Origin of the sequence: Roseibium sp. MMSF_3247 (genome assembly GCF_030733765.1) — a bacterium.
Lineage (GTDB): Bacteria > Pseudomonadota > Alphaproteobacteria > Rhizobiales > Stappiaceae > Roseibium.
Genome location: NZ_JASHII010000008.1, coordinates 48,521 through 70,772 on the forward strand (window position 1 = coordinate 48,521; position 22,252 = coordinate 70,772).

At 56.2% G+C, this 22,252-nt stretch carries 19 protein-coding genes and 1 tRNA gene; 10 read left to right on the forward strand and 10 right to left on the reverse strand.

Features of this window, described 5'->3' with window-relative positions:
* Window positions 1–69 precede the first annotated feature (69 nt).
* On the forward strand, window positions 70–729 hold the full coding sequence (locus RBB44_RS22010) for a L,D-transpeptidase (protein ID WP_306149991.1): 660 nt from the start codon (window positions 70–72) through the stop codon (window positions 727–729).
* Window positions 730–751: 22 nt separating this feature from the next.
* On the opposite strand, the gene sfsA is transcribed toward RBB44_RS22010, so the two are convergent.
* Both sfsA and RBB44_RS22020 read right to left on the reverse strand, forming a co-directional pair.
* Window positions 752–1,456 carry a DNA/RNA nuclease SfsA gene (gene sfsA, locus RBB44_RS22015; RefSeq protein ID WP_306149992.1) on the reverse strand — a complete coding sequence of 235 codons (705 nt, stop codon included), beginning with the start codon at window positions 1,454–1,456 and terminating at the stop codon, window positions 752–754.
* 40 nt (window positions 1,457–1,496) lie between these two features.
* The gene (locus tag RBB44_RS22020; protein ID WP_008192452.1) at window positions 1,497–2,921 is read right to left on the reverse strand and encodes a TrkH family potassium uptake protein; all 1,425 of its coding nucleotides are present in this window, start codon (window positions 2,919–2,921) and stop codon (window positions 1,497–1,499) included.
* 334 nt (window positions 2,922–3,255) lie between these two features.
* Here RBB44_RS22020 and RBB44_RS22025 point away from each other — a divergent pair, with 334 nt between their 5' ends.
* Window positions 3,256–5,415, forward strand: coding sequence for an EAL domain-containing protein (locus RBB44_RS22025; protein ID WP_306149993.1), 2,160 nt, complete (start codon window positions 3,256–3,258; stop codon window positions 5,413–5,415).
* A 58-nt stretch (window positions 5,416–5,473) separates the two neighbouring features.
* On the opposite strand, the gene RBB44_RS22030 is transcribed toward RBB44_RS22025, so the two are convergent.
* A complete protein-coding gene (locus RBB44_RS22030) occupies window positions 5,474–6,235 on the reverse strand; it encodes an ABC transporter substrate-binding protein (RefSeq protein WP_306149994.1) in 762 nt (253 codons plus the stop codon).
* A gap of 346 nt (window positions 6,236–6,581) precedes the next feature.
* Window positions 6,582–6,667: transfer RNA gene (locus RBB44_RS22035), tRNA-Leu, on the reverse strand.
* 207 nt (window positions 6,668–6,874) lie between these two features.
* Here RBB44_RS22035 and map point away from each other — a divergent pair.
* The 3 genes from map (at window position 6,875) to RBB44_RS22050 (ending at window position 10,863) form a co-directional block, all read left to right on the forward strand.
* Window positions 6,875–7,705 carry a type I methionyl aminopeptidase gene (gene map, locus RBB44_RS22040; protein WP_133946771.1) on the forward strand — a complete coding sequence of 277 codons (831 nt, stop codon included), beginning with the start codon at window positions 6,875–6,877 and terminating at the stop codon, window positions 7,703–7,705.
* An 8-nt stretch (window positions 7,706–7,713) separates the two neighbouring features.
* Window positions 7,714–8,427: a DNA repair protein RadC gene (gene radC, locus RBB44_RS22045; RefSeq protein WP_209173919.1), complete on the forward strand. Its 714-nt coding sequence runs from the start codon at window positions 7,714–7,716 to the stop codon at window positions 8,425–8,427.
* 156 nt (window positions 8,428–8,583) lie between these two features.
* A complete protein-coding gene (locus RBB44_RS22050; RefSeq protein ID WP_306149995.1) occupies window positions 8,584–10,863 on the forward strand; it encodes an EAL domain-containing protein in 2,280 nt (759 codons plus the stop codon).
* Window positions 10,864–10,875: 12 nt separating this feature from the next.
* Here the strand turns inward: RBB44_RS22050 and meaB are convergent, their stop codons facing one another.
* Together meaB and ppdK are read right to left on the reverse strand one after the other, a co-directional pair.
* The gene (gene meaB / locus RBB44_RS22055; RefSeq protein WP_306149996.1) at window positions 10,876–11,826 is read right to left on the reverse strand and encodes a methylmalonyl Co-A mutase-associated GTPase MeaB; all 951 of its coding nucleotides are present in this window, start codon (window positions 11,824–11,826) and stop codon (window positions 10,876–10,878) included.
* A gap of 42 nt (window positions 11,827–11,868) precedes the next feature.
* On the reverse strand, window positions 11,869–14,541 hold the full coding sequence (gene ppdK / locus RBB44_RS22060; protein ID WP_306149997.1) for a pyruvate, phosphate dikinase: 2,673 nt from the start codon (window positions 14,539–14,541) through the stop codon (window positions 11,869–11,871).
* A gap of 280 nt (window positions 14,542–14,821) precedes the next feature.
* Between ppdK and RBB44_RS22065 the strand changes: the two genes are divergently transcribed.
* Window positions 14,822–16,615, forward strand: a complete 1,794-nt coding sequence (locus RBB44_RS22065) for a tetratricopeptide repeat protein (RefSeq protein ID WP_306149998.1) — start codon at window positions 14,822–14,824, stop codon at window positions 16,613–16,615.
* 11 nt (window positions 16,616–16,626) lie between these two features.
* Window positions 16,627–17,508 carry a 4-(cytidine 5'-diphospho)-2-C-methyl-D-erythritol kinase gene (locus tag RBB44_RS22070; RefSeq protein WP_306149999.1) on the forward strand — a complete coding sequence of 294 codons (882 nt, stop codon included), beginning with the start codon at window positions 16,627–16,629 and terminating at the stop codon, window positions 17,506–17,508.
* A 75-nt stretch (window positions 17,509–17,583) separates the two neighbouring features.
* On the opposite strand, the gene RBB44_RS22075 is transcribed toward RBB44_RS22070, so the two are convergent.
* Complete coding sequence (locus tag RBB44_RS22075) at window positions 17,584–18,600, reverse strand: polyprenyl synthetase family protein (protein ID WP_371932325.1); 1,017 nt, start codon at window positions 18,598–18,600, stop codon at window positions 17,584–17,586.
* 177 nt (window positions 18,601–18,777) lie between these two features.
* Between RBB44_RS22075 and RBB44_RS22080 the strand changes: the two genes are divergently transcribed.
* Together RBB44_RS22080 and RBB44_RS22085 are read left to right on the forward strand one after the other, a co-directional pair.
* Window positions 18,778–19,008: a DUF2007 domain-containing protein gene (locus RBB44_RS22080; protein WP_306150000.1), complete on the forward strand. Its 231-nt coding sequence runs from the start codon at window positions 18,778–18,780 to the stop codon at window positions 19,006–19,008.
* On the forward strand, window positions 19,005–19,832 hold the full coding sequence (locus tag RBB44_RS22085) for a tRNA1(Val) (adenine(37)-N6)-methyltransferase (RefSeq protein ID WP_306150001.1): 828 nt from the start codon (window positions 19,005–19,007) through the stop codon (window positions 19,830–19,832). The genes RBB44_RS22080 and RBB44_RS22085 overlap by 4 nt, the downstream gene beginning before the upstream one ends.
* Before the next feature lie 11 nt (window positions 19,833–19,843).
* On the opposite strand, the gene RBB44_RS22090 is transcribed toward RBB44_RS22085, so the two are convergent.
* The 3 genes from RBB44_RS22090 to RBB44_RS22100 all read right to left on the reverse strand — a co-directional run bounded on the left by RBB44_RS22090 (window position 19,844) and on the right by RBB44_RS22100 (window position 21,096).
* Window positions 19,844–20,116, reverse strand: a complete 273-nt coding sequence (locus RBB44_RS22090) for an usg protein (RefSeq protein WP_306150002.1) — start codon at window positions 20,114–20,116, stop codon at window positions 19,844–19,846.
* Between the two features lie 148 nt (window positions 20,117–20,264).
* The gene (locus tag RBB44_RS22095; protein WP_306150003.1) at window positions 20,265–20,567 is read right to left on the reverse strand and encodes a c-type cytochrome; all 303 of its coding nucleotides are present in this window, start codon (window positions 20,565–20,567) and stop codon (window positions 20,265–20,267) included.
* A gap of 112 nt (window positions 20,568–20,679) precedes the next feature.
* On the reverse strand, window positions 20,680–21,096 hold the full coding sequence (locus RBB44_RS22100; protein ID WP_306150004.1) for a rhodanese-like domain-containing protein: 417 nt from the start codon (window positions 21,094–21,096) through the stop codon (window positions 20,680–20,682).
* A 90-nt stretch (window positions 21,097–21,186) separates the two neighbouring features.
* Between RBB44_RS22100 and ftrA the strand changes: the two genes are divergently transcribed.
* Window positions 21,187–22,197: a transcriptional regulator FtrA gene (ftrA, locus tag RBB44_RS22105; RefSeq protein ID WP_306150005.1), complete on the forward strand. Its 1,011-nt coding sequence runs from the start codon at window positions 21,187–21,189 to the stop codon at window positions 22,195–22,197.
* The last annotated feature ends 55 nt before the right edge of the window (window positions 22,198–22,252 follow it).

Genomic DNA, 22,252 nt, shown 5'->3' on the forward strand with positions numbered 1-22,252 from the left:
GGTCCAACCGGCCGTTTATGTTTCTGGAAGCCTTTCGATGATTCTCGTGAGGGCGAAACGGGATCCGGAATGCTGGACAGACGCACATTTTTGGTTTCGGCAACAGCTGCGGTCGCAACCGGCTGTTCGGGTAACACGACCGCCAAACTGCCGCCCAAGCCGAGCCTGACCAAGCCGGTCTCGACGGATTTTGCGCAAATGTATGCGGCCAGACCGCAGGAGCGTTTTCCTATTCCAGCCGTCGACATTTCCAAGATCGATCCGAAGTTCTACCGTCAGGTAGTCGACTACAACTCCTCCGCGCAACCGGGCTCCATCGTCGTGGAAACCCATGAGCGCTTCTTGTACCTGGCAATGGGGGATGGCAAGGCAATGCGTTATGGCGTCGGCATCGGGCGCGACGGCTTCGCCTGGGGTGGGCGGGCGCGGATCGCCCGGAAAAAAGCCTGGCCGACCTGGACCCCGCCCGCCGACATGATCAAACGCCAGCCGAAACTTGCCAAATACAAGAACGGCATGGACCCAGGGCTGGACAACCCACTGGGCGCGCGGGCGCTTTACATCTTTGAAGGCAACAAGGATACGCTTTACAGGATCCACGGCACATCGGAAACCTGGTCAATCGGCAAAGCCGCCTCGTCCGGCTGCGTCCGTATGCTTCAGCAGGACGTGATTGACCTTTACAACCGCGTGCCGGAGGGAACTCCGATCACGGTCTATCAGGTTTAAGGGCCCAGGCGGAGGGTTTCGGTCAATCGTTGATCGCGACATCCTTCACGGCATCTATCCCGTCGAGGCGGACATCGCAGCCGATGGCATAGGCTTCAACACCCGCGGCCTTGGCAGTTTTGAAAGCCTCGGCATAGTTTGGATCAATGTCAGAGGCGAGTGAAAGCGTATCGCAGTCAGGACGCTGAACCAGAAACACCATCGCCGACCGGTGACCTTCCGCAACCATATCTCCAAGCTCGACCAGATGCTTCGCTCCGCGGGCTGTCACGCTGTCCGGAAACTCGGCAAGACCGGATTCGCGCATCAGGTGCACGTTCTTCACTTCAACGTAAATCTTGGAGCCATCCACCTGCTCCAACAGAATGTCGATCCGGGAGTTCTTGCCGTATTTCACTTCCCGGCGCAGGGTTTCAAAATCCGCCAACCCCTGAATGCGGCCCGCCACCAGGGCTTCTTCTACCAACTTGTTCGGATGGGCGGTGTTGATGCCGACCAACGCACCATCGGCTTCAATCACTTCCCAAGAATATTTCAGTTTCCGCTTCGGATTGTCGGACGGCGACAACCAGACCCGGGATCCTGGCTCCTTCAGGCCCAACATCGACCCCGGATTGGCGCAATGGGCCGTAACTTCTTCGCCGGTCTCATCCAGAACAACATCCGCCAGAAACCGCTTATAGCGCTTGACGAGACGGCCGCTGACAAGGGGGACAGAAAACTGCATGAATGACTTCCTGAAGTGATACGCAAACGATCAGAGAGGGTTACTTTGACCAGAAATCCGGGTCGAGCAGAACCAAAACCGTGAACAGCTCCAAACGGCCAACAAGCATGGCAAAGGACAGGAGCCATTTGGCCCCATCCGGCAATGGCGCGAAATGCCCCGCCGGCCCGATCATCGGCCCGAGGCCCGGACCCACGTTGCCTACAGACGTCGCGGCCGCCGAAATCGCCGTCACCAAGTCAAGATCGAAGAACGACAAGGCCACGGTGATCACACCGACCGACCCCAGGTAGACCACCAGAAACGCCAAGACCGAGAAGGACAGTTCCGGGGTCAGCCGGGTCCCCGCATATTCTTCCGACATGATCCGGTGTGGCCGAACCATCCGGCGCAAGTGGGCGCGGACCGTGCCGAAAAACACCAGAAACCGGAAAATCTTGATGCCGCCGGTCGTCGACCCGGTACATCCGCCAACAAACATAAGTAGGAAGCAGGTCCCGACAACCGGAGCACCCCATTGTTCGAAATCGCCCAGTGCGTAGCCGGTTCCGGTCACAATGGAGACCACCGTGAAAGTTGCCTTGACCAAGGCCTCGTCGAAATCAAAATCCATCTTGACGCCAAGATGAACCGTGAGGGCCAGGGAAACGATCGCAAGAAATCCGAGGAGTACTCGGACCTGCGGATCCCGCCACAAAAGAAGCGGTTGCCCGCGGAGCGCCTGAATGATCAACACAAACGGCATCGCGCCGATGATCATGAAAACAATGGCGACCCAAGCAGACGAATGGTTCTGGAAATACCCGAAGGACAGGTCATGGGTCGAGTACCCGCCCGTCGCGATCGTTGTCAAAGCATGGTTGAACGCATCGAAGAGCCCCATGCCCGTTGCCAAATAAGCGGCGATACACAAGACGGTAAGGAACAGGTAGGCCAGCCCTAACAGCCGGATCAGTTCAACAGAGCGGCTGACGATCTTTTCTGACCGGTCGGAGCTCTCGCTTTGAAACAGCTGCATCCCGCCAATGCGCAGGAACGGCAGCAAGACGATCGCCATAACGATAATGCCGACGCCGCCCATCCATTGCATGATCGACCGCCAGACCAGCAATCCGGGCGGCAAACCATCCAGACCGGTCAATACAGTGGAGCCGGTCGTGGTAAAACCTGAGACCGCTTCAAACACGGCGTCTGCGTAGCCGATCCCAAGCCAAAGAAAAGGCAAGGCTCCAAAGGCCGGTAGTGTTGCCCAGGCAAGTGTCGTCAAAATGAAGGTCTGCCGAGTGTCGAGACCCTCCTTAAGCGATCCGCCCATGGACAGCGACAACAGCATGCCAAACATGCCGGTTAGCAAGGCAGAAAAGACGAACGCCTGCCAATCTGCATTCTTCTGCGCGACGTCGATGATGGCTGGGACGAGCATGGCGGTCGCAAGACCGACATACAAAAACCCAAGAACGTTCAAAACTGGTCTGAGTGAAATCAAGCGGAACGCACCCCAAAGCCCATATTGCGCGCGCTCCGCAGAGACACACAGTTCAATGTCCTACCGTTATTGCCGACAATTTCCAATGCTTTGCAGCCCTCTTCCCCCGGTTGATCTGTGTAACTCCGAGTTCACAATACGGAATTCGCTAGGGTTGTCCGACACCTACGCCGTTTAGTTTAAAATTGGACCAATCGATTCAGATTTCCGTAGCGTTTGAAGTTTACCCTTGCGTGCTGTCTGTGTCGTGAGCTCGCACTGCGCGAAATTGACAAGGATAACCGCCATTACACGTTTTGGAATTCACTCGTTGGTGGTCCGGATCAGTCTGATACTCGGGGTTGCTGTTTTGCTTAGCATCGGCCTTGTTTCCGGTATCAGTTATTTTGAAATAGCAAGGACGACCGAAGAAAATTCGACCATTCGTATTGACCGCGCGGCCAAGACCGCAGCGGCAGTGATCCGGTATGGCACAGACCGCGCAATCGACCCCACAAGCGACGAAAACGGCAAGCCGCAAGTCCTGACCTTGACCGCACTCTACAACGGTCCGGCAGACCTGCGTCCAAATGCATTGTTTGATGAACTTGTTCTGGCCATTGGCAAGAGCAACCAGGGTGCGGCTAACATCTTCAGCTACTCAGAAAAGACTGGTTTGTTCGACCGGATTGCAACGACTTTCCGCAAGCCGGACGGCAGCATGCCACCACCTTTTGCCATCAAACCCGGCCACCCTGCGTATTCAAACCTCGTAAACGGCGTTCCATTCATTGGGAACGTCCCTGTTCAAGGTCGGCTACGCCTTGCTTATTTAATGCCGATCGTCGATGGCGATCGTGCCCTGAAGGGAGCAGCAGCCGTTGATGTTGGCTGGGCCGATGATCTGACGGTGGCGCAAAACCGTCTCAGCGCGCGCCTTTTCACAGCAGCTGCCTTGGTTCTCTTTGCTGTCATGCTGGTGGGCGGGATCTTGCTGCGCAACCAGATGATGCCTTTGCGCCGTCTCGCCGCCGCCGCCCATAGGCTTGCCTCCGGTCAGCCTCAGGCCTCTTTTCCCTGTGCGGACCGTCCAGATGAAATAGGCGACCTTGCGCACGGCCTAGCCAGGGTAACCGAGCTTCAGGAACGCCTCCATAAGCTGGCCTATGTCGATCCGGTCACAACAGGCGGCAACCGTACGAAGTACTTTGCAGATCTCGCTGACGCTTTGGAAAGCGCAGCCGTTGACAACTGGAAAACGGCCCTGATCCAGCTGGACTTTATCGGCTTTGCAAAAATCAATGATACCTTCGGACAGAAGGCAGGCAACCGTGTCCTGATGCAGACCTATACCCGCCTCCGCCGCCTTTTGGGGGAAAGCGCCAAGGTCTCCAGAATTTCAGCCGATGACTTTTGTATTCTTCTCCCGCTCGAGGAAAGCGGCGAACTTTCCGCTGACTTCGCAGGCCATATTATTGACGTCCTGTCTAATCCGTTCCAACTGGACGAAGGCGAGATCCGGGTCGATCCGCTCATTGGCATCGCATTGCTGCCTCAAGATGCCCACGATGTCGAAACCGCCCATCGGGTTGCCGGCATTGCCCTGAGGGCCGCCAAGGAAGCCGCCCACCAACAGCATATGTTCTTCTCCGAACCGCTCAATGACCGGGTTCAAAGCGAAATGCTTCTGGAAACCCGCCTCAGAACGGCGCTCGCTACAGGACAATTGGAACTCCACTATCAGCCGCAAGTAAATCCTGCCAACGGCAGTCTGGTCGGTCTGGAATCGCTGATCCGATGGCGGGACGGCCAAGGCAACTGGATACCGCCCTGTGACTTCATTCCCCTTGCAGAAAAGACCGGCCTGATCATCGATCTTGGTCATTACGTGCTCGACGAAGCCTGCCGGCAGGCGGCACATTGGCTCACATCCGGGTTTGAATTCGGGCACATCTCGGTCAATGTGTCTCCGATAGAGTTTCAGCAACCAAACTTTGCAAGCAACGTCAGGAAAATCCTCCAACGGTACCAGCTGCCGCCAAACACGCTGTGCCTTGAAGTCACCGAAAACGTGTTTGTCGATACCAGTGAGAGGCTAGTTCTCGATCTCCTCTTTGAACTTCAAGCAACTGGGGTTTTGTTGTCGCTGGACGATTTCGGATCAGGATACTCGTCCTTGAGCTACCTGCATAAGCTGCCGTTTCAGGAACTCAAGATTGATCGCGCTTTTCTTCAGGATGCGGACCTCTACCCGCAAAAGAAGCAGCTGTATCAAGCAATTGTCGGGCTCGGCAAAAGCCTTGGCCTCCGGGTCGTTGCTGAAGGCGCAGAAACTGAAGGCGAATACTTGCTAACAGTGAGTTTGGAATGCGACAGCCTGCAGGGTTATTTCTGTGCCCGCCCGCTTCCGGCGAAAGACATTCCGGACTGCTGCCTCTCCATTGGTGAAGCATTGAATTCCGACCGTCTGCAATCTATCCGCAAACGCGCTTAACCCACGCGATGCAAGCGCATTGGCCCTACCTGGCCTCGGGCCCCAATTCATGACGACATCAGTTGTCGGTCTCTTTCATGGACAGAAGGAAATCGGCTCTTGCCTGATCAAGGCGCGGCAAATTCTGTTGGAGCCGGTTCCAGGCTTCAGTTTTTGTGCTGTTTTTCGAAAACGCGAGATAGATGTCTGACACGCCAACCGGCTGGGCGAAGGGAGCGACTGTGTCCAGATCGATCCGATGTGCTTCCTCAATTGTCATAAGATGTGGCGCAACAAAACCATCAAGACGTTCAAGATGCACCGCAGTCAACAATTCCTCCAGGCTGTCCCGTGAGGCGATCCGGGCCTTGCCACTCTCCTCCAGCGCCCGGAAATTTGGATGCATGCGCCCACTTGCGATTTTTCCGATGGACAGACCGTGCAATTGGGTGACGTCACCGGTGAAATCGTAGGACGGGTTTTTCCTCGCGAAAATCATCATCTCAAATTGAGTGATTGGATTGGCTGGATAGTTGAGCCATTCCTCCCGTTCCGGTGTGTACACTACCGGAAAAATAAGGTCTGCCGCGCCCTTGCGCACCTCGAGCTGAGCGCGGGGCCAGCTGGTCACTTCAAAATGGACCTCAACGTTCGATTCCGCTGCAGCCGTTTTAACCAGATCAACAAGCAGTCCGCGCGGCTCGTCATCCGGGCCGATTGAAAGATATGGCGGGGTTGAAAAGCCAACGATCAGCAATCTGTTCTCGTCAGCAAGGCTTAAGCCGCCAAACACCAAGGACAGCCACATTCCGGAAAGACATGCCAAGATCCGAAAAGCCAAAAAATCCGCTCCGCAACCGAGGGCTGAACATCACCAAGAACTACCGTAATGGAAATTTCGTTAATGCAAAACTGACAAGAGGTTAAAGACAGAAGCAGACTTTTCCGGCACTAAGCTGTTTGAGCACACTCCGGAAAGACGATGTTTCTGAAAAACGACCCTACGGCAACCAGCCACGCCTACCGCAAAACGCATCTCTTGGTTGACTGAGGTTCTGCAAGCCACGACATCGGCCACAGCCTTACTGCGAGTTGAAAGTCAGGAAGTCTTTTTGTGCAATTGAGAGGATCAACCTCGAACCAAACCAGCGCTCAAGTAGCCCGAAGAGCGGTAGCGCCAACAAAATTGGTGCGGGCGACGGGACTCGAACCCGTACAGCCTAGGGCCGAGGGATTTTAAGTCCCTTGTGTCTACCAGTTCCACCACGCCCGCAGTAGCAACACCAAATCCCCTAGAGACTTTGCATCGTTTCTGCAAGCCAGCAGCGTAGTTTTCAAATACTGTTTCTTCTCTGCCCAGCACATCGGGGACTGGAAATTGCCACCTGCGGACTGTATGTGGACTTAAAGAACATGGTAGGCTCCAACGTGCTGCAGCCAACAAGCTGCGCTGGGAGCCAAGAAGCGAGAACACAACTTTATGGTCACCTACATCGATGCCGCCGATGCCCCAATGAAAAACACGGGTCAGGTGCGCCTTTACGGTCCTGAAGACTTTGATGGCATGATGAAAGCCGGGCAGCTGACCGCATCCTGTCTCGATGAGCTGGCCGATATGGTCAAACCGGGTGTGACCACGCAAGAAATCGACGACTTCGTCTACCAGTACGGCATGGACCACAATGCGATACCGGCTACACTGAACTATCGCGGCTATACAAAGTCCTCTTGCACGTCGATCAACCATGTTGTGTGCCATGGCATACCGAACAACAAGGCTTTGCGTGAAGGCGATATCGTCAACATCGACGTGACCTACATCCTGGACGGTTGGCACGGTGATTCCAGCAGGATGTATCCGGTCGGGCCTCTGAAGCGGGCTGCAGAACGTTTGATCGACGTAACCTATGAATCCTTGATGCGCGGTATAGAGGCGGCCAAACCGGGCAACACGACCGGTGATATCGGCGCGGCTATCCAGACGTATGTCGAGGCGCAACGGTGTTCTGTTGTCCGGGATTTTTGCGGTCATGGCCTTGGGCGGTTGTTCCACGATACGCCAAACATCCTGCACTACGGACGACCCGGCGAAGGCGTGGAACTGAAACCCGGCATGATTTTCACAATCGAACCTATGGTCAATCTCGGACGGCCAAACGTGAAGGTCTTGAGCGATGGCTGGACGGCTGTGACACGCGACCGCTCATTATCTGCCCAGTTTGAACATTCCATCGGGATCACCGCGGATGGATGTCAAAGCTTCACAACGTCACCCAAAGGTATCCACAAACCAGGGTTGCCCAACGCCTAAGGAGGCTCATGAGCGAACCGGACGCCGGTTTCTCCGAAAAACAATCGGCAGATACCGGCACGAAAGGACACCGCCAAAGGCTGCGGGAACGGTTTCGTAAAAGCGGTGAGAACAGTCTCGCCGACTATGAGCTTCTGGAGTTTCTTTTATTCTCTGCCCTGCCCCGTCAGGACACCAAACCAATTGCCAAAGCCCTGTTGAAACGCTTTGGCTCGTTTTCTGCCGTTTTGTCTGCGCCGCGTCCGAGACTAAAGGAAATCAAGGGCTTGTCGGACAACAGCATCGACACTCTGCACGCCATTCACGCCGCCATCGCCAGATTTCATACCGCAGAACTGAGGGAACGGGAGCTGCTCGATTCCTGGTCCAAGGTGATGGACTATCTGCAAGCCCGAATGGCTATGTCCGAAGTTGAACAATTCCGTGTTCTCTTTCTCGACAAAAAGAACGGGCTGATTGCCGATGAATTGCAGCAAACCGGCACCGTTGACCATACGCCCGTTTATCCGCGAGAGGTGGTACGCAGAGCTTTGGAACACGGGGCAACGGCGATCATTCTGGTCCACAACCATCCCTCAGGAGACCCCACGCCCTCGCGGGCGGATATCCAAATGACGCGGCAATTGGTCGACATCGCCAAACCCCTTGGCATAGAAATCCACGATCACATCATCGTTGGTCTCAGATCACAGGTGAGTTTCAAGGGATTACAACTCATATAGGGCTTGATCCATCAGGTTGAAAACAAGGCCAAGTGTTTGTGTATAAGTTATTTTTTTGATGTACGTGCATTTTAACTAAATACATTTTTTACCATCAATGTCGGTCAATCCTTAACTGTCTTCGCCAATAATGCACCTGTCAAACAGGGCTAGTACATGCAGACCAAGTTGAAGAACTCAGGTGGGCGGATCGCCAATGTCATCATCATACCGTTGGTGACACTGGTCTTTCTGTCCGTTGTCGGGATCTTCTTCCTGATGCACTGGTCCGCACGCATCTCCGATGAGAGTGCCGAGCAATCACAGCTGCAATTGATTTCTGGAGCACTGCAACTGGTTTCCGATGACCTGGCACGCCAGCAATCCGGTGTTGCGACCTGGGATGCCGCTTTTCACATCACGAACGCGCCCAATCTGGATCAGGATTGGGTGTTCGACAACATGACTCATTGGCTCTACGCCAACCACGGATTTACAAAATCCGCGGTGGTTGGAAAGGACTATGCCGTCAAGGCGCTGTTTGCGCATGACCATAACAACAGTTGGCTGACACCGGATCTTCTTGCGCGTTTGAAGCCTGCCATCGCGAAGGTCCGCGCCCGTTATATCATCTCGTTCCGGAGGCTTCCCTCCGGGCTTTACAGCTATGAACCGAGCCAACGGGATCAACGTTATTCGATCTTCGAAACCGGCGTTGTTTCGGTGAAAGGAGAACCGCATCTCTTTTCGGTTGCAGCAATCGCCCGGCAAATTCAGTCGGTTATTCCCAAGAGAGTTCCGCCAACGGTCATGATAAGCCTCGCGCCACTGCGTGGTGAAAAGATGTCTGAGATCATGCATATGACCAGACTTGACGGTTTCATCCTGGCACAAAAACAGACTGATCGTGAGGGCATTGGCCAACTGAGACTGCGCGGACCGACGGGCGCGCCCATCGGGGTCATTGCCTGGCAAGTGGACCGGCCAGGAACACAGATGTTGACACGGATCAATCCCTTCCTCGGAATGGCCGCCTTCATGATTACGGCGGTGGTAATCGCTGTTACAGCTTTCACCCGCCACATGACCAAGCGCCTTGCCGTCAGTGAAGCGCAGGCCGTGCATACGTCGCGCCACGACGCCTTGTCAGGTTTGCCCAACCGCGCCCATTTTCACCGGTTGCTGACGGATATGCTCCAGGACACCAACAATCGGGGGCGGGAAACCGCTGTCATCTATATCGACCTCGATCACTTCAAGGATATCAACGATACGCTCGGTCACTCGGCTGGAGACATGGTCATCGTCGCCGTTGCCAAGCGTCTGACACACGTCTTGGGCGATAACGGCATTGTCGCACGGATCAGCGGCGATGAGTTCGCGATGGTGATCCCGAATTCCAAAAGTGACGAGTGGCTGGAATACATCCTCGATCAAATTCAGGATGAAATCTCCCAACCGATCAAGATCGGCGCCCGCGAATTACATGCGAGCCTCTCTATTGGCGCAGCCGTTGCCCCCCGCGATGGCGTCGACCCGGACGAGTTGCTGCGTAAGGCGGATATCGCCCTGTACGATGCAAAGGAAAATGGACGGAACCGCCGCTCCTTCTTCGAAGCTAACATGGAAGACCATGTTCAATCGAAGGACAAGCTCTCCCGCGAGTTGCGGATGGCGCTGAAAAACGACGAACTCAGTCTCGCCTACCAGCCCCAATCTGACACCGCGGCCCAGCGTATCGTGTCCGTAGAAGCGCTTGCCCGCTGGACAAAGGAGGATGGCACGGTCGTTTCTCCGGCGCAGTTCATTCCCGTTGCCGAAGAGACCGGTTTGATCAACGAACTCGGTCTGTGGGTTCTGAACAAGGCCTGCGCCAAGGCTCATGACTGGCCGGATGTGGTCATGTCGGTCAACGTGTCGCCCAACCAATTCAAACACCCACGTTTTGTCGAAAAGGTCATGGCGATCCTGGCGACAAACAACCTGGCGCCACAGCGCCTGGAGATCGAAGTCACGGAAAGCGTATTTGCCGGCCGCAACGATACGGTATTGAAGTCTCTGCGGCGCTTGAAGAACCTCGGCATCAAGGTCGCGCTGGATGACTTCGGCTCTGGCTACTCCAGCCTGAGTTACTTACGCCGGTTCCCATTTGATACCTTGAAAGTGGATCGTGATTTCCTGTCTGACATGGACGGTAATCCGGAGGCAGAGGCTATCATCGTATCCATCATTCAGCTTGGCAAAGCCCTTGGCATGACGATCGTCGCTGAAGGCATTGAGACCATCGAGCAGATCCGGTTCCTCCAGGCCCACGGCTGTCATCGCATGCAGGGCTATTTCATCTCTCAACCGCTCAATGAGACGGATCTTGCGCAGTTCCTTGAGGACTTCAAGAAGGAACATGGCGGCGATTTCGGACGCGAATTTGCGTTCACGATGCGCGCAGCAGAAGTCTGACCATCTGTTGCTTCAGGTTGCCGTCGGCAGGCACGCGTGCATTTTTTCCGAAAACTCGGTGAAACAGGTAAACGGAGCTTGGCGTGCCCGCCCCTCGGCAAGGTCTTGGCAGATCCTCAGACCCGATTGTCCATATTCAGACAGGACGCGGTCACGGAACCAAGCACTGTGTTGTGCGGCCCGGTGGCTATCCAGCCTGCCATCGCTTTGCAGGAAATCGAGATGGGCTTTGACCTGATCGATCAGAGCCTCCATCCCCTCTCCTGTTTGTGAAGAGACAAGACCCACAGGCACAGTCCAGTTATTAGAACCCGTGGGCGACAGCGTCAGCGCACCTTTGACGTCTGCAGCTGCACGCCGTGCTGCAGCCCCCATATCAGCCTTGGTCACAGCGACCACATCCGGCAGTTCCATGATGCCGGCCTTCATGAATTGAAGGCTATCACCTGATCCTGGCTGGATGCACAGGAGCACAGTGTCGGCGGCCTGCTTTAGATCCCCTTCAGACTGGCCGATACCGACAGTTTCCACGATCACATGATCGAACGCGGCCCTCAGAACCGCGATGGCAGCAACCGAATGATCCGACAGCCCGCCGAGTCTGTCGCGCGCAGCCATCGAGCGCACAAAAATCCGATCGTCATTGGGGTCGGTTTTCAGTCGGGTCCGGTCTCCTAGCAGCGCACCGCCGGTGATTGCAGATGATGGGTCGACCGCAAGAACAGCAACACTGCCGCCAGCATCCCGAAACGCACGAATGAGCGCATCGGTAAGCGTAGACTTGCCAACGCCCGGTGGGCCGGTCAGCCCAAGGACATGACCTTTACCTTGAGCGGCAATCCGATCCAGAAATGCTGCCGTCTCCGGTTTGTCGGCGTCCGTTTCGATCCGGGTGAGAACACGGGATAAAACCCGTTTCCCACCGGATCTTAACGCATCAACGTCCGGAAAAGGCTCAGGCATGACGCCAGCCTGTATCACCAATGCGCTGCAAAGGCCTGCTCATCAGTTCGCGGACGCCTTGCGCAGTGCAGCTTGTGCCGCGGCCAAACGCGCAATTGGCACCCGGTAAGGCGAACAGGACACATAGTCCAGATCGACGCTCTCACAGAAAGTGATTGAAGAGGGGTCACCCCCATGTTCACCGCAGATGCCGAGCTTTATGTCCGGACGGGTGGATCGGCCCCGCTCAACGCCGATCTTGATTAGTTCCCCAACCCCTTCCGGGTCCAGGGACACGAACGGATCCTGCTCAAGGATGCCTTTCGTCTGATACGTTCCAAGGAAGGACGCCGCATCATCACGGGAAATCCCGAACGTTGTCTGCGTCAGATCGTTTGTGCCGAAGGAGAAGAACTCAGCGCTTTCAGCAATCTCGGCCGCCTTGAGCGCAGCGCGCGGCAACTCGACCATTGTGCCCACCTGATAGGTCAGCTCTGCCCCGGTTTCTTCCATGACGGCCTTGGCCATTGCCTCAATGCTGGACCGGACGAGATCCAGCTCGCCCTTTAGCCCGACGAGCGGAACCATGATCTCTGGAACCACCGGAGCCCCCGTGGCCTTCGCCGCAGCGACGGCGGCTTCGAAGATTGCCCTTGCCTGCATTTCAGCGATTTCTGGATAGGATACCAGCAACCGGCAGCCACGATGGCCGAGCATCGGGTTGAATTCTTCGAGCGACAGTGCGCGATCACGCAAAAGCTCTGGGTCCGCGCCCATCGCCGTCGCAACTTCCTTCAGTTCCTCATCCGTCTTTGGAAGGAACTCGTGAAGCGGCGGATCAAGGAGACGGATCGTAACCGGCAGGCCGTGCATAATCTCAAAGAGATCCGTGAAATCCTGACGTTGCATTGGAAGCAGCTTAGCGAGTGCCGCGCGGCGACCTTCCTGAGTTTCAGCAAGGATCATTTCACGAACTGCAAGGATGCGATCACCCTCGAAGAACATATGTTCAGTCCGGCAAAGACCGATGCCTTCGGCGCCGAACTCACGTGCGACTTTGGCGTCCTGCGGCGTTTCCGCATTGGTCCGGACAGTCATTCGGCGGCCGCGATCCGCCCAGCCCATTAACGTCCCGAAATCACCGGAGAGTGTCGGCTGCAGCATCGCCACTTCACCGGCCAGGATTTGTCCAGTGGCCCCGTCGATCGTGATGATATCGCCTTCTTTGAGTTGCCGTCCGCCGACGTTGATTGTCTGATTGCGATAGTCAATCCGCAGCCCACCAGCTCCGGCTACACAGGGTTTGCCCATACCACGCGCAACAACAGCGGCGTGGCTGGTCATGCCGCCGCGGCTCGTCAGAATGCCTTCAGCGGCATGCATGCCGTGGATGTCTTCCGGGCTGGTCTCAACCCGAACAAGGATGACCTTCCGGCCATCGCCTTTGGCTTGTTCTGCAGCATCCGAGGTGAACACAATTGCACCCGAAGCCGCACCGGGAGAGGCCGGCAGCCCGGTCGACAGGATATCACGCTCAGCCTTCGGATCGATGGTCGGGTGCAACAGCTGATCAAGTGCGCCAGGCTCGACACGGAACACAGCTTCTTCTTCTTCCAGCATGCCTTCTGCGACCATATCGACCGCAATCTTCAGCGCCGCCTTGGCGGTCCGCTTGCCCGCGCGGGTCTGCAGCATCCAGAGCTTGCCTTGCTCAATTGTGAATTCCAGATCCTGCATGTCTTTATAGTGGCGTTCCAGCTTATCGCAGTAGGTCTGGAACTCCGCGAAAGCCTCCGGCATCAAAGCTTCGAGCGACGGATTGGAAGATCCGGCTTCAATGCGGGCCTTTTCTGTAATGTCCTGCGGTGTCCGGATACCGGCAACCACATCTTCGCCCTGCGCATTAACGAGGAACTCGCCATAGAGACTGTTCTCACCGGTGGACGGGTTACGGGTGAAGGCAACACCAGTGGCGGAATTCTCGCCCATGTTCCCGAACACCATGGCCTGGACGTTTACAGCTGTGCCCCAGGAGGCCGGCAAATCGTGCAAACGCCGGTAGGTGACCGCCCGCGGTGTCATCCAGGAGCTGAAAACGGCACCAATTGCGCCCCAGAGCTGCTCTTGCGGGTCCTGCGGAAACGGTTTGCCCAGCTCTGCTTCAACCAGCGCCTTGAACTTTTCGATGATGCCCTGCCAGGCGTCTGCGGTGATTTCTGTATCCAGAGTGAGGTCGTTGCGTTCCTTGTATTCCTCGAGGATGTCTTCGAACTCGTGATTGTCGACGCCGAGAACCACATCGGAATACATCTGAATGAAGCGACGGTAGCTGTCGTAAGCAAACCGAGCGTCTCCGGATTCGCGGGCAATCGCTTCCACGGTGCCGTCGCTGAGGCCCAGGTTGAGGACCGTGTCCATCATTCCAGGCATGGACGCACGGGCACCGGAGCGAACAGACACCAGAAGCGGCCGGTCAGGATCGCCGAACTTCCGGCCAGTTACTTCACCAACCTTGTCCATTGCCGCGGCCACCTCAGCTTCGAGCGCTGGCGGATAGGACTTCTCGTTGTCGTAATAATAGGTGCAGACTTCGGTGGTGATCGTGAATCCGGGGGGCACCGGCAGACCGAGGCTGCTCATCTCGGCAAGGTTCGCCCCCTTGCCACCGAGCAGGTTGCGCATGTCTGCTGCGCCTTCTGCAGAACCATTGCCGAACCCATAGACCCACTTGGTCATATTCCAATTCCTCCGCATGGTGCCGGGAGTACTTTCGCCCCCGCCTGATATTGCACCGCACATACCTGCTACGGTGTTGAAAGAGCATCAAGTCCTTTTTACCGGAAACCCGCCCTTTTAAGTCGTTAGTCTATGTTTTTCCAACGCAGGGCAAATGCGAAAGGATTTAAACCCTCAGAAAGTTATCCCCCTCACCTTGCCGCTCAGCCTTAATAGCGCCATTGTCGGTTTTCATACAGATGCGTCCCCCCAACGGGAGCAATCAATTCTGCGAGGACCAATGACACAGTTGACCGGCGCCATTTCGAAGTCGATCCGAAAGCCGCTCAAATTGAAACTTCTGGCTCTTGCGAGCGCTGCTGCTCTGCTTCCGGCGACTGTTCTAGCAGACACAAATGCACAAGACGGAATTCCAAGAACGCTTGGAACTCCTGCCGAACTTCCCTTTACGCTGTCTGGCAGCTATCTTTCCGGTCGCCTCGCAGGCTTTCAAAAAGATTTTGCCCAAGCTGCTGCTTTTTATGAAGAAACCCTTGCCGCAGACCCATCCAATCCGATGTTGCTGGAGCGGACTTTTCTACTGAAGCTCGCAAATGGCGATGTGGACGATGCGATCCGCTATGCCGCTGATCTCGACCGAGGCGTGCAGCGGAATTTCCTGGCCCAGCTTGTCTTGGGCGCAAAGGACGTACGCGACGGTAACTATGGCGCCGCAATCGAGCTGCTGAAGGAGGGCCGGAATGGTCCGCTGGCTCAGTTATCCGTCGGGATCGCACGCGCTTGGGCTTATTACGGCGCCGGCCAAATCGACAAAGCGGCCAAGACCATCGACAACCTCCGCGGGCCCGAGTGGTTCGATGTCTTCAAGGAAACCCACAAGGCGCATCTTCTATTTACAGCCGGACGGAACGAAGCAGCCCTTGAGGCCATCGAAAAAGCCTATGAGATGGATCAAGGGGCCATACGCGTCGTTGACGCCCACGCCCGCCTCCTCGCGGCCAATGGCCGCCAGCAGGATGCGCTGAAGGCGCTGGATCAGTTCGACCGGCAATACCGCGGCCATCCACAATTGGACCGGACCCGTGAGATGATTGTGTCAGGCGCTGTCATCCCGCCGACTGTCAGCGACCCAGCTGTCGGCATGGCGGAGATCCTATACGGCCTCGGCGCCGTGATCGGTCGTGACGGCGGAGAGGAACTGTCGACCTCCTACCTTCAGCTGGCACTGTACCTTGATCCGGCTGCAGAATATGCAGCGGTCGCGCTCGGCAACGTCTTTGAGCGGATGGATCAGCCTGATCGTGCCATCGAAGCTTTGATGATGGTGCCTGACTACAGTGCCTTGAAGCGTGAAGCCGAAATTCAGGTTGGGCTGAATTTCAATGCTCTTGATCAGGTGGACGAGGCCCGCGCTCATTTGGCCGCGCTCATCGAAAACGACCCGGGTGATTTGGAAGCCGGAATTGCACTCGGCAATGTCCTGCGGTCCCACGAACTCTATGAGGAAGCCGAGAAGGTTTACTCAGCGTCCATCGACACAATCGAAACGCTTGAGCAGCCGCACTGGCTGATCCTCTACTTCCGCGGCATCAGCCGGGAGCGCTTGGGTAAGTGGGACGAGGCAGAAGCCGATTTCCGCAAAGCGCTTGAGTTGGAAGAAGATCAGCCTCTGGTCCTGAACTACCTCGGATATTCTCTTGTGGATCAGGGCCTGAAGCTTGATGAAGCACTGGAGATGATCAAGACGGCAGTAGAGCTGCGGCCAACCGATGGTTACATCGTCGACAGTCTGGGCTGGGTCTATTACCGGTTGGGCCGCTATGAGGAAGCTGTTACGGAGCTGGAACGGGCCATTGAGCTGCGGCCGGCCGATCCCGTGATCAACGACCATTTGGGCGATGCCTATTGGAAAGTTGGACGGCGCAACGAGGCGCGCTTCCAGTGGAACCATGCCCGAGATCTTGACCCCGAAGAGGGTGAACTTCCCAAAATCCTCGACAAGATCGAGAACGGTTTGCCGGACCCAACAAATACGGACGCCGCGAACGCTGCCAGTGACAACAACGGCGGCTGACCGGACGGATCATGCCAGACCACCAGCAAACGGCTGTCCAGGCAGAACTCGCCCGGGCCAAAGTGAACCTTGCCCTTCACATCACCGGTCAACGCAATGACGGCTATCATTTGCTGGAGTCGCTCGTTGCTTTTCCGCAGATAGGTGACCGGGTTGCTCTCGAGCCGTCCGAGAAACTGGAGCTGGACATCGACGGCCCATTTGCTCGGGAACTGGATCCAGCTGGAGACAATAACCTCGTCCTGCGCGCAGTCCGGGGATTTGCCGAAAGGGCAAAGATCAACGTCCCGTCCGTCAAAATCACCTTAACCAAGCGTCTGCCGATCGCCTCCGGCATCGGCGGCGGGTCCAGCGATGCTGCCACCACGCTCCGCCTTCTGGAGGACGTGACCGGTGTTTATTTGAGCGATGAAGATCTTCATGAACTCGCCGCATCGCTCGGCGCAGATGTTCCAGTTTGCCTCAGCCCCGAACCGCAAGTGATGCGGGGCATCGGCGACGACCTGGCGGCTGCCCCACTGCTGCCTGCTTGCGGCATCATTCTTGTCAATCCGAAGGTCTCCCTCGAAACGCCGGATGTCTTCAGAGCCCTGGACAAGAAGAACAATCCGCAGCTGGCAACAATGCCGGATGCGTTTGACGATATTGCCGCGCTGATTGCCTATTTGACGAACAGCCGCAATGATTTGCAAACACCTGCCATGTCGGTCTGTGGTGCGATCGGTGAAGTCTTGAATTTCCTGCAAGGGGACAGCCGGATCCTTTTTTCACGAATGTCCGGATCCGGGGCGACTTGTTTCGGCCTGTGTGCTCCAACCGAAATGCGTGCGATTGAAACCGATCTGCGCACCGCGCATCCCGATTGGTGGATCGCCTCTGGACCGTTGAGCTGAGAAAAGTGCCGCTTAAAATCAAAACGGCGCCCCAAAAGGACGCCGGATTGAGTCAGCAACTAGCCTCTAGAGCAATCAACTAACACGCGCGATACAGAACGCGACGGCATCTGCAAGCGCGTCCGTGTGAGCTCCCGCTGGCAATTGATCCAACGCTTTGAGGGCATTGTCGCCATAGGTCCGGGCCCGCTGAACGGTTTCCGCAATCGCATCGTATTTCTTCAAGAGCTCGATGGCCTCGGCAAGATCAGCGTCGGTGACGTTGTCGCCTTCCATACAGCGCTTCCAGAACGCCCGATCCTGATCCGTGCCGCGCGCAACAGCAAGCACCACCGGCAGAGTGATCTTGCCCTCCCGGAAATCGTCTCCAACGTCTTTGCCGAGATCCGCGGATGAACCACCATAATCGAGCGCATCGTCCACCATCTGGAATGCGTATCCGAGCTCCAGACCGTAGGTTCGTGCTGCCTTGCGCATAACGTCGTTTTGGCCGGCAATTTCCGGGCCGACTTCAGCTGCAGCAGCAAACAGTGCTGCGGTTTTCGCCTCGATGACCCGCAGATACTCGGCTTCTGTCGTCTCTATGTTTTTCGACGCACCGAGCTGAAGCACTTCACCCTCAGCAATGATGGCCGATGCTTCGGAGAGAATGCGCAGTGCTTCCAGAGAGCCAGTGTCGACCATCATCTTGAACGCCTGGCCTAGGAGATAATCCCCCACCAGAACACTCGCCTGGTTGCCCCAAAGCTTGCGGGCCGCAAGTTTGCCCCGGCGCATATCGCTCTCGTCGACAACATCGTCATGGAGCAGCGTCGCTGTGTGCATGAACTCAACACTTGCCGCCAGGATCACATGTCCGTTGCCCTGATATCCGAACATGTCTGCGCAGGCGAGCGTCAGCATCGGGCGCAAGCGCTTGCCACCAGATGAGATCAAATGCTTTGCGATTTCCGGGATCAGGTCCACGTTGGACCCGGCCTTGGAAAGGATCAGTTCATTCACGTCTGCCATGCCGGGCGCCACGAGATCCACGAGAGGCTGGATGCTTGCGCGAGGCGTTTCATTGTCAGACAAGGTTGCGACCACGGCCACTGACGGCACTCCTGTTACGATTTGTGCGGACAATATGGCGCGAATGTCTCCGGGGCAAGCCGCCAATCCGTTGACAAACTGTTGAAATGCCACAATCAGCATATTTTGCTGTAAAGCAATTCCTTAGAGAGCGTCCGGCAGCAGCGCGGGGCAAAACCGGCAAGGGTCAGATTTATAATGGAAGAACTTGTAAGAACAAACGATCCTGTCCTGATCTCGTTTCTGGAATCGCTGCTTGGCGAGGCTGAGATCAAGCATTTTGTCGCAGACGGCAACATGAGCATTCTGGAAGGCTCACTCGCCATGATTCCACGCAGGATCCTCGTCGACAGCGATCAGATTGAAAAAGCGCGCATGCTCGTGCGCGAAGCGGGTTTGGAACACGAGCTGCGCCTTGAAAGCGAATGACAGCGGATATGACGGACCAGCTCCAACCATCCGAGACCGACGGCAAACTTGATATCACTCGAGACGCCTTTTTGGGCGGCAAGGTCTATGTGCACCAGCCCAAACATGGCCGCCACCGCGCGGGACTTGATGCGGTTTACCTCGCTGCGGCTTTGCCCGATGGATTGAGCGGTCACATTGTGGACCTCGGCGCAGGTGTCGGAACCGCAGGGTTTTGTGCAGCTGCCCGCTTGCCGAAGATTACGGTGACAGCGGTAGAGCTCGATCAGACTGTTCTCGAACTCGCGCGGGAAGGACTAAACGATCCTGCAAATGCCTCATTTGCAGATCGCGTCCATCTCTTGGAAGCTGATATCACGGCCAAGGGAAGTGTGCGCCATGCAGCGGGACTTAAGTCCGGCATGGCTGATCATGTTATCATGAACCCGCCTTACTATGAGGCGAACCGGTTCCGTGCCTCGCCCAAGACGGCCCGCGCGGGAGCACACATGCTCGATGAACGGGGCCTGGAGCCCTGGGTGAAAACGGCAACGGACATCGTGAAAGTTGGCGGCACACTGACCATCATCTTTCGCGCAGATGGCTTAAGTGAAATTCTGAACGTCCTCTCTGGCCGGTTTGGCGCGATTGACGTGATCCCCTTGCGGCCACGTCCTGACGCAGCCGCAACACGTGTTCTGGTCCGGGCAGTGCGGGCGAGCAAAGCTCCGCTCACACTGCTGCCGGGCTTCGTTCTTCACGACGGACCGGATAACGAATTCACACCGGAGGCAAAATCCATCTTACGGGATGGTCAGGGGCTCGGCATTCTGCTCCGCCGCTGACAGCTGACGCTCTAGTGCATCACGAATTCACCGTCGGCATAGCGAAATTCCGCTGGTTCGATCAGGTTCTGATGTGCAACACGGACCGCATGGATCCGTCCCTCGATCTCGCGTTCCCAGAACGTCAAAAAACGGGTCAACTCAGGAAATTTCGGCGCCAAATCCTCTGTCTGCCACAAGAAGGACTGCAACAACCTTGGGTGATCCGGCATCCGATAGAGTATTTCCGCGGTCAGCAAACCGTATCCGAGCAACCGTTTTTCAAAGTCTGAACCAACTCTCATGCCACGTATTCCTTTCTCCTAAAGAAAAGTGTCGCAGCAAATAGGTTAACCAATTCTAAGAACGCGTGACAATTAGATGAATTCTTGATCTTTGGCAGCAGACTCAGTCAAGTGCTAACAAATCATAATAATTTGAATCTCAAAACTGTCATTTTGCTTGGATGGAGGTCAGATAGCCCAAAAAGGCATCAATGTCACCCGGCTCGAAGGCAATTTCCGGCATGTTTTCGTGCGCAGTCACGATGCCTTCAGCAAGGCTTTCTTCAAGACTTTCCAGTGGATAAAGGCTGGAGAGGTCCCTGAATGCCGGCGCACCTTCCTGGGCGCTTGCGTCGTCGGCTGCCACAGCATGGCATGCGGCACAATGGATCTCCGCTATTTCGCGGCCGCTCGCCAGACTGGCCGGATCCGTTGGATAGGTGCCACTGGCTGCAAGAGCCGGTCCGCTCAAGATACAAGCAAACAAGCCTGTCCAAAAAAGCGCATTGGTTCGCAAAACGAATCTCCCTTCCCTCACCTGCGATTCTTATACGCGGGCGGCCAGGCTTGCGCCATACGCAGCTTTACTCTGCTGCGGCCGTCACTCCCGGTCCAGCAAAGGCAAAGCCTTCATCTTGCCAACCGGTTAGACCGCCAATCATGATTTTCACAGGCCGGCCAAGTTCAGCGAGCTTCACCGCCGCCCGGTCTGCTCCGTTGCAGTGCGGCCCAGCGCAATACGTCACAAAAACGGTGTCCTCCGGCCAGTCGGCCATGCGTTCTGGCGTGATGTCCCAATGCGGCAAATGCAGCGCCCCAGGAATATGCTTTTTCGCAAAGGTTTCTGACGATCCGACAACGTGAAGAAGCACAAAATCTACGCGGCCAGTAGCAAATGAGTCAGCAACATCCGCGCAGTCCGTTTCAAAGGTAAGTCCCGCCGAAAAGTGACGGACAGCGTCCGAGGAAGATGCTGGCGGGATATCGGTGACAAAACTCATGGTGGGTCTCCTGTCTGTGTTGATTGACCGGATCATAGGCGACGGTTTCTGGGCTGGCGTTTGGCAAGAAAGACAATTATCGTAAAAATCATGCCAAATACGGATCTTGCCTCTCAGTCTCCGGCCAATGCGCCCAACAAGCGCGTGGTTGCCCTTGCATATGATGGCTTGTGTCTGTTCGAATTCGGCATTTGCTGCGAGGTCTTCGACCTCAAGCGGCCGGAAATGGGAGAGCATTGGTACAGTTTTGAAGTGGCGAGACTTGATCCCGGACAGCCTCTGAGGGCGTCCAACGGTGTTCGGGTGGAAGTGGACGGCGGTCTGGACCTCTTCGAATCAGCAGGAACGATCCTCATACCCGGCTGGTCCGGCATCAATGATCCCGTCCCTGAGGTTCTGAGAGACGCCCTTCGCATGGCGCATGCCAACGGCGCGCGGTTGCTGTCGATTTGTTCGGGCGTCTTTGTGCTCGCGGCAACCGGACTTCTTGAAGACAAGCGTGTTACGACACATTGGCGCTATGCCGAGGCCTTGTCAGCGCGGTATCCGGAACTCGTGACCGTCCCCAATGTCCTTTACACCGATAACGGCCAGATCCTGACATCGGCCGGAAGTGCTGCGGGCATTGACCTTTGCCTTCATCTTATCCGCCGTGACTTTGGCCCATCAGCTGCAAACACCGTGGCGCGGCGGCTCGTCGTTCCGCCCCACCGGGAAGGCGGACAGGCCCAATTCGTCGATACCAGTGTTCAGGTACCAAATGAAGCAAACCGCTTCGGCACGTTGTTCGACTACCTGCGCGCACATCTATCAGGAAATCATACGATCAAGAGCCTCGCCGCACGATCCGGCATGAGCGAGCGGACCTTTCTGCGCCGGTTTGAAAGTGCAACCGGAACGACCCCTGCCCGCTGGGTTACGGGTTTGCGGCTTCAAAAGGCCAAGGACTTGCTCGAAGAAAGCGGTCTCTCAATCGACCAGATCGCAGATCAGACCGGGTTTGGGACGGCTGCTACAATGCGCCATCACTTTCGGGAAATGCTTGGCACTTCACCAACCCGCCACAGGCGCCTGTTCCAAAGTACCAGCAAACAGACCTAGGCTCTGCCCTCTGTTCGTTTATATATAGTGCAAAATAAATCATTCCTGGGAGCCG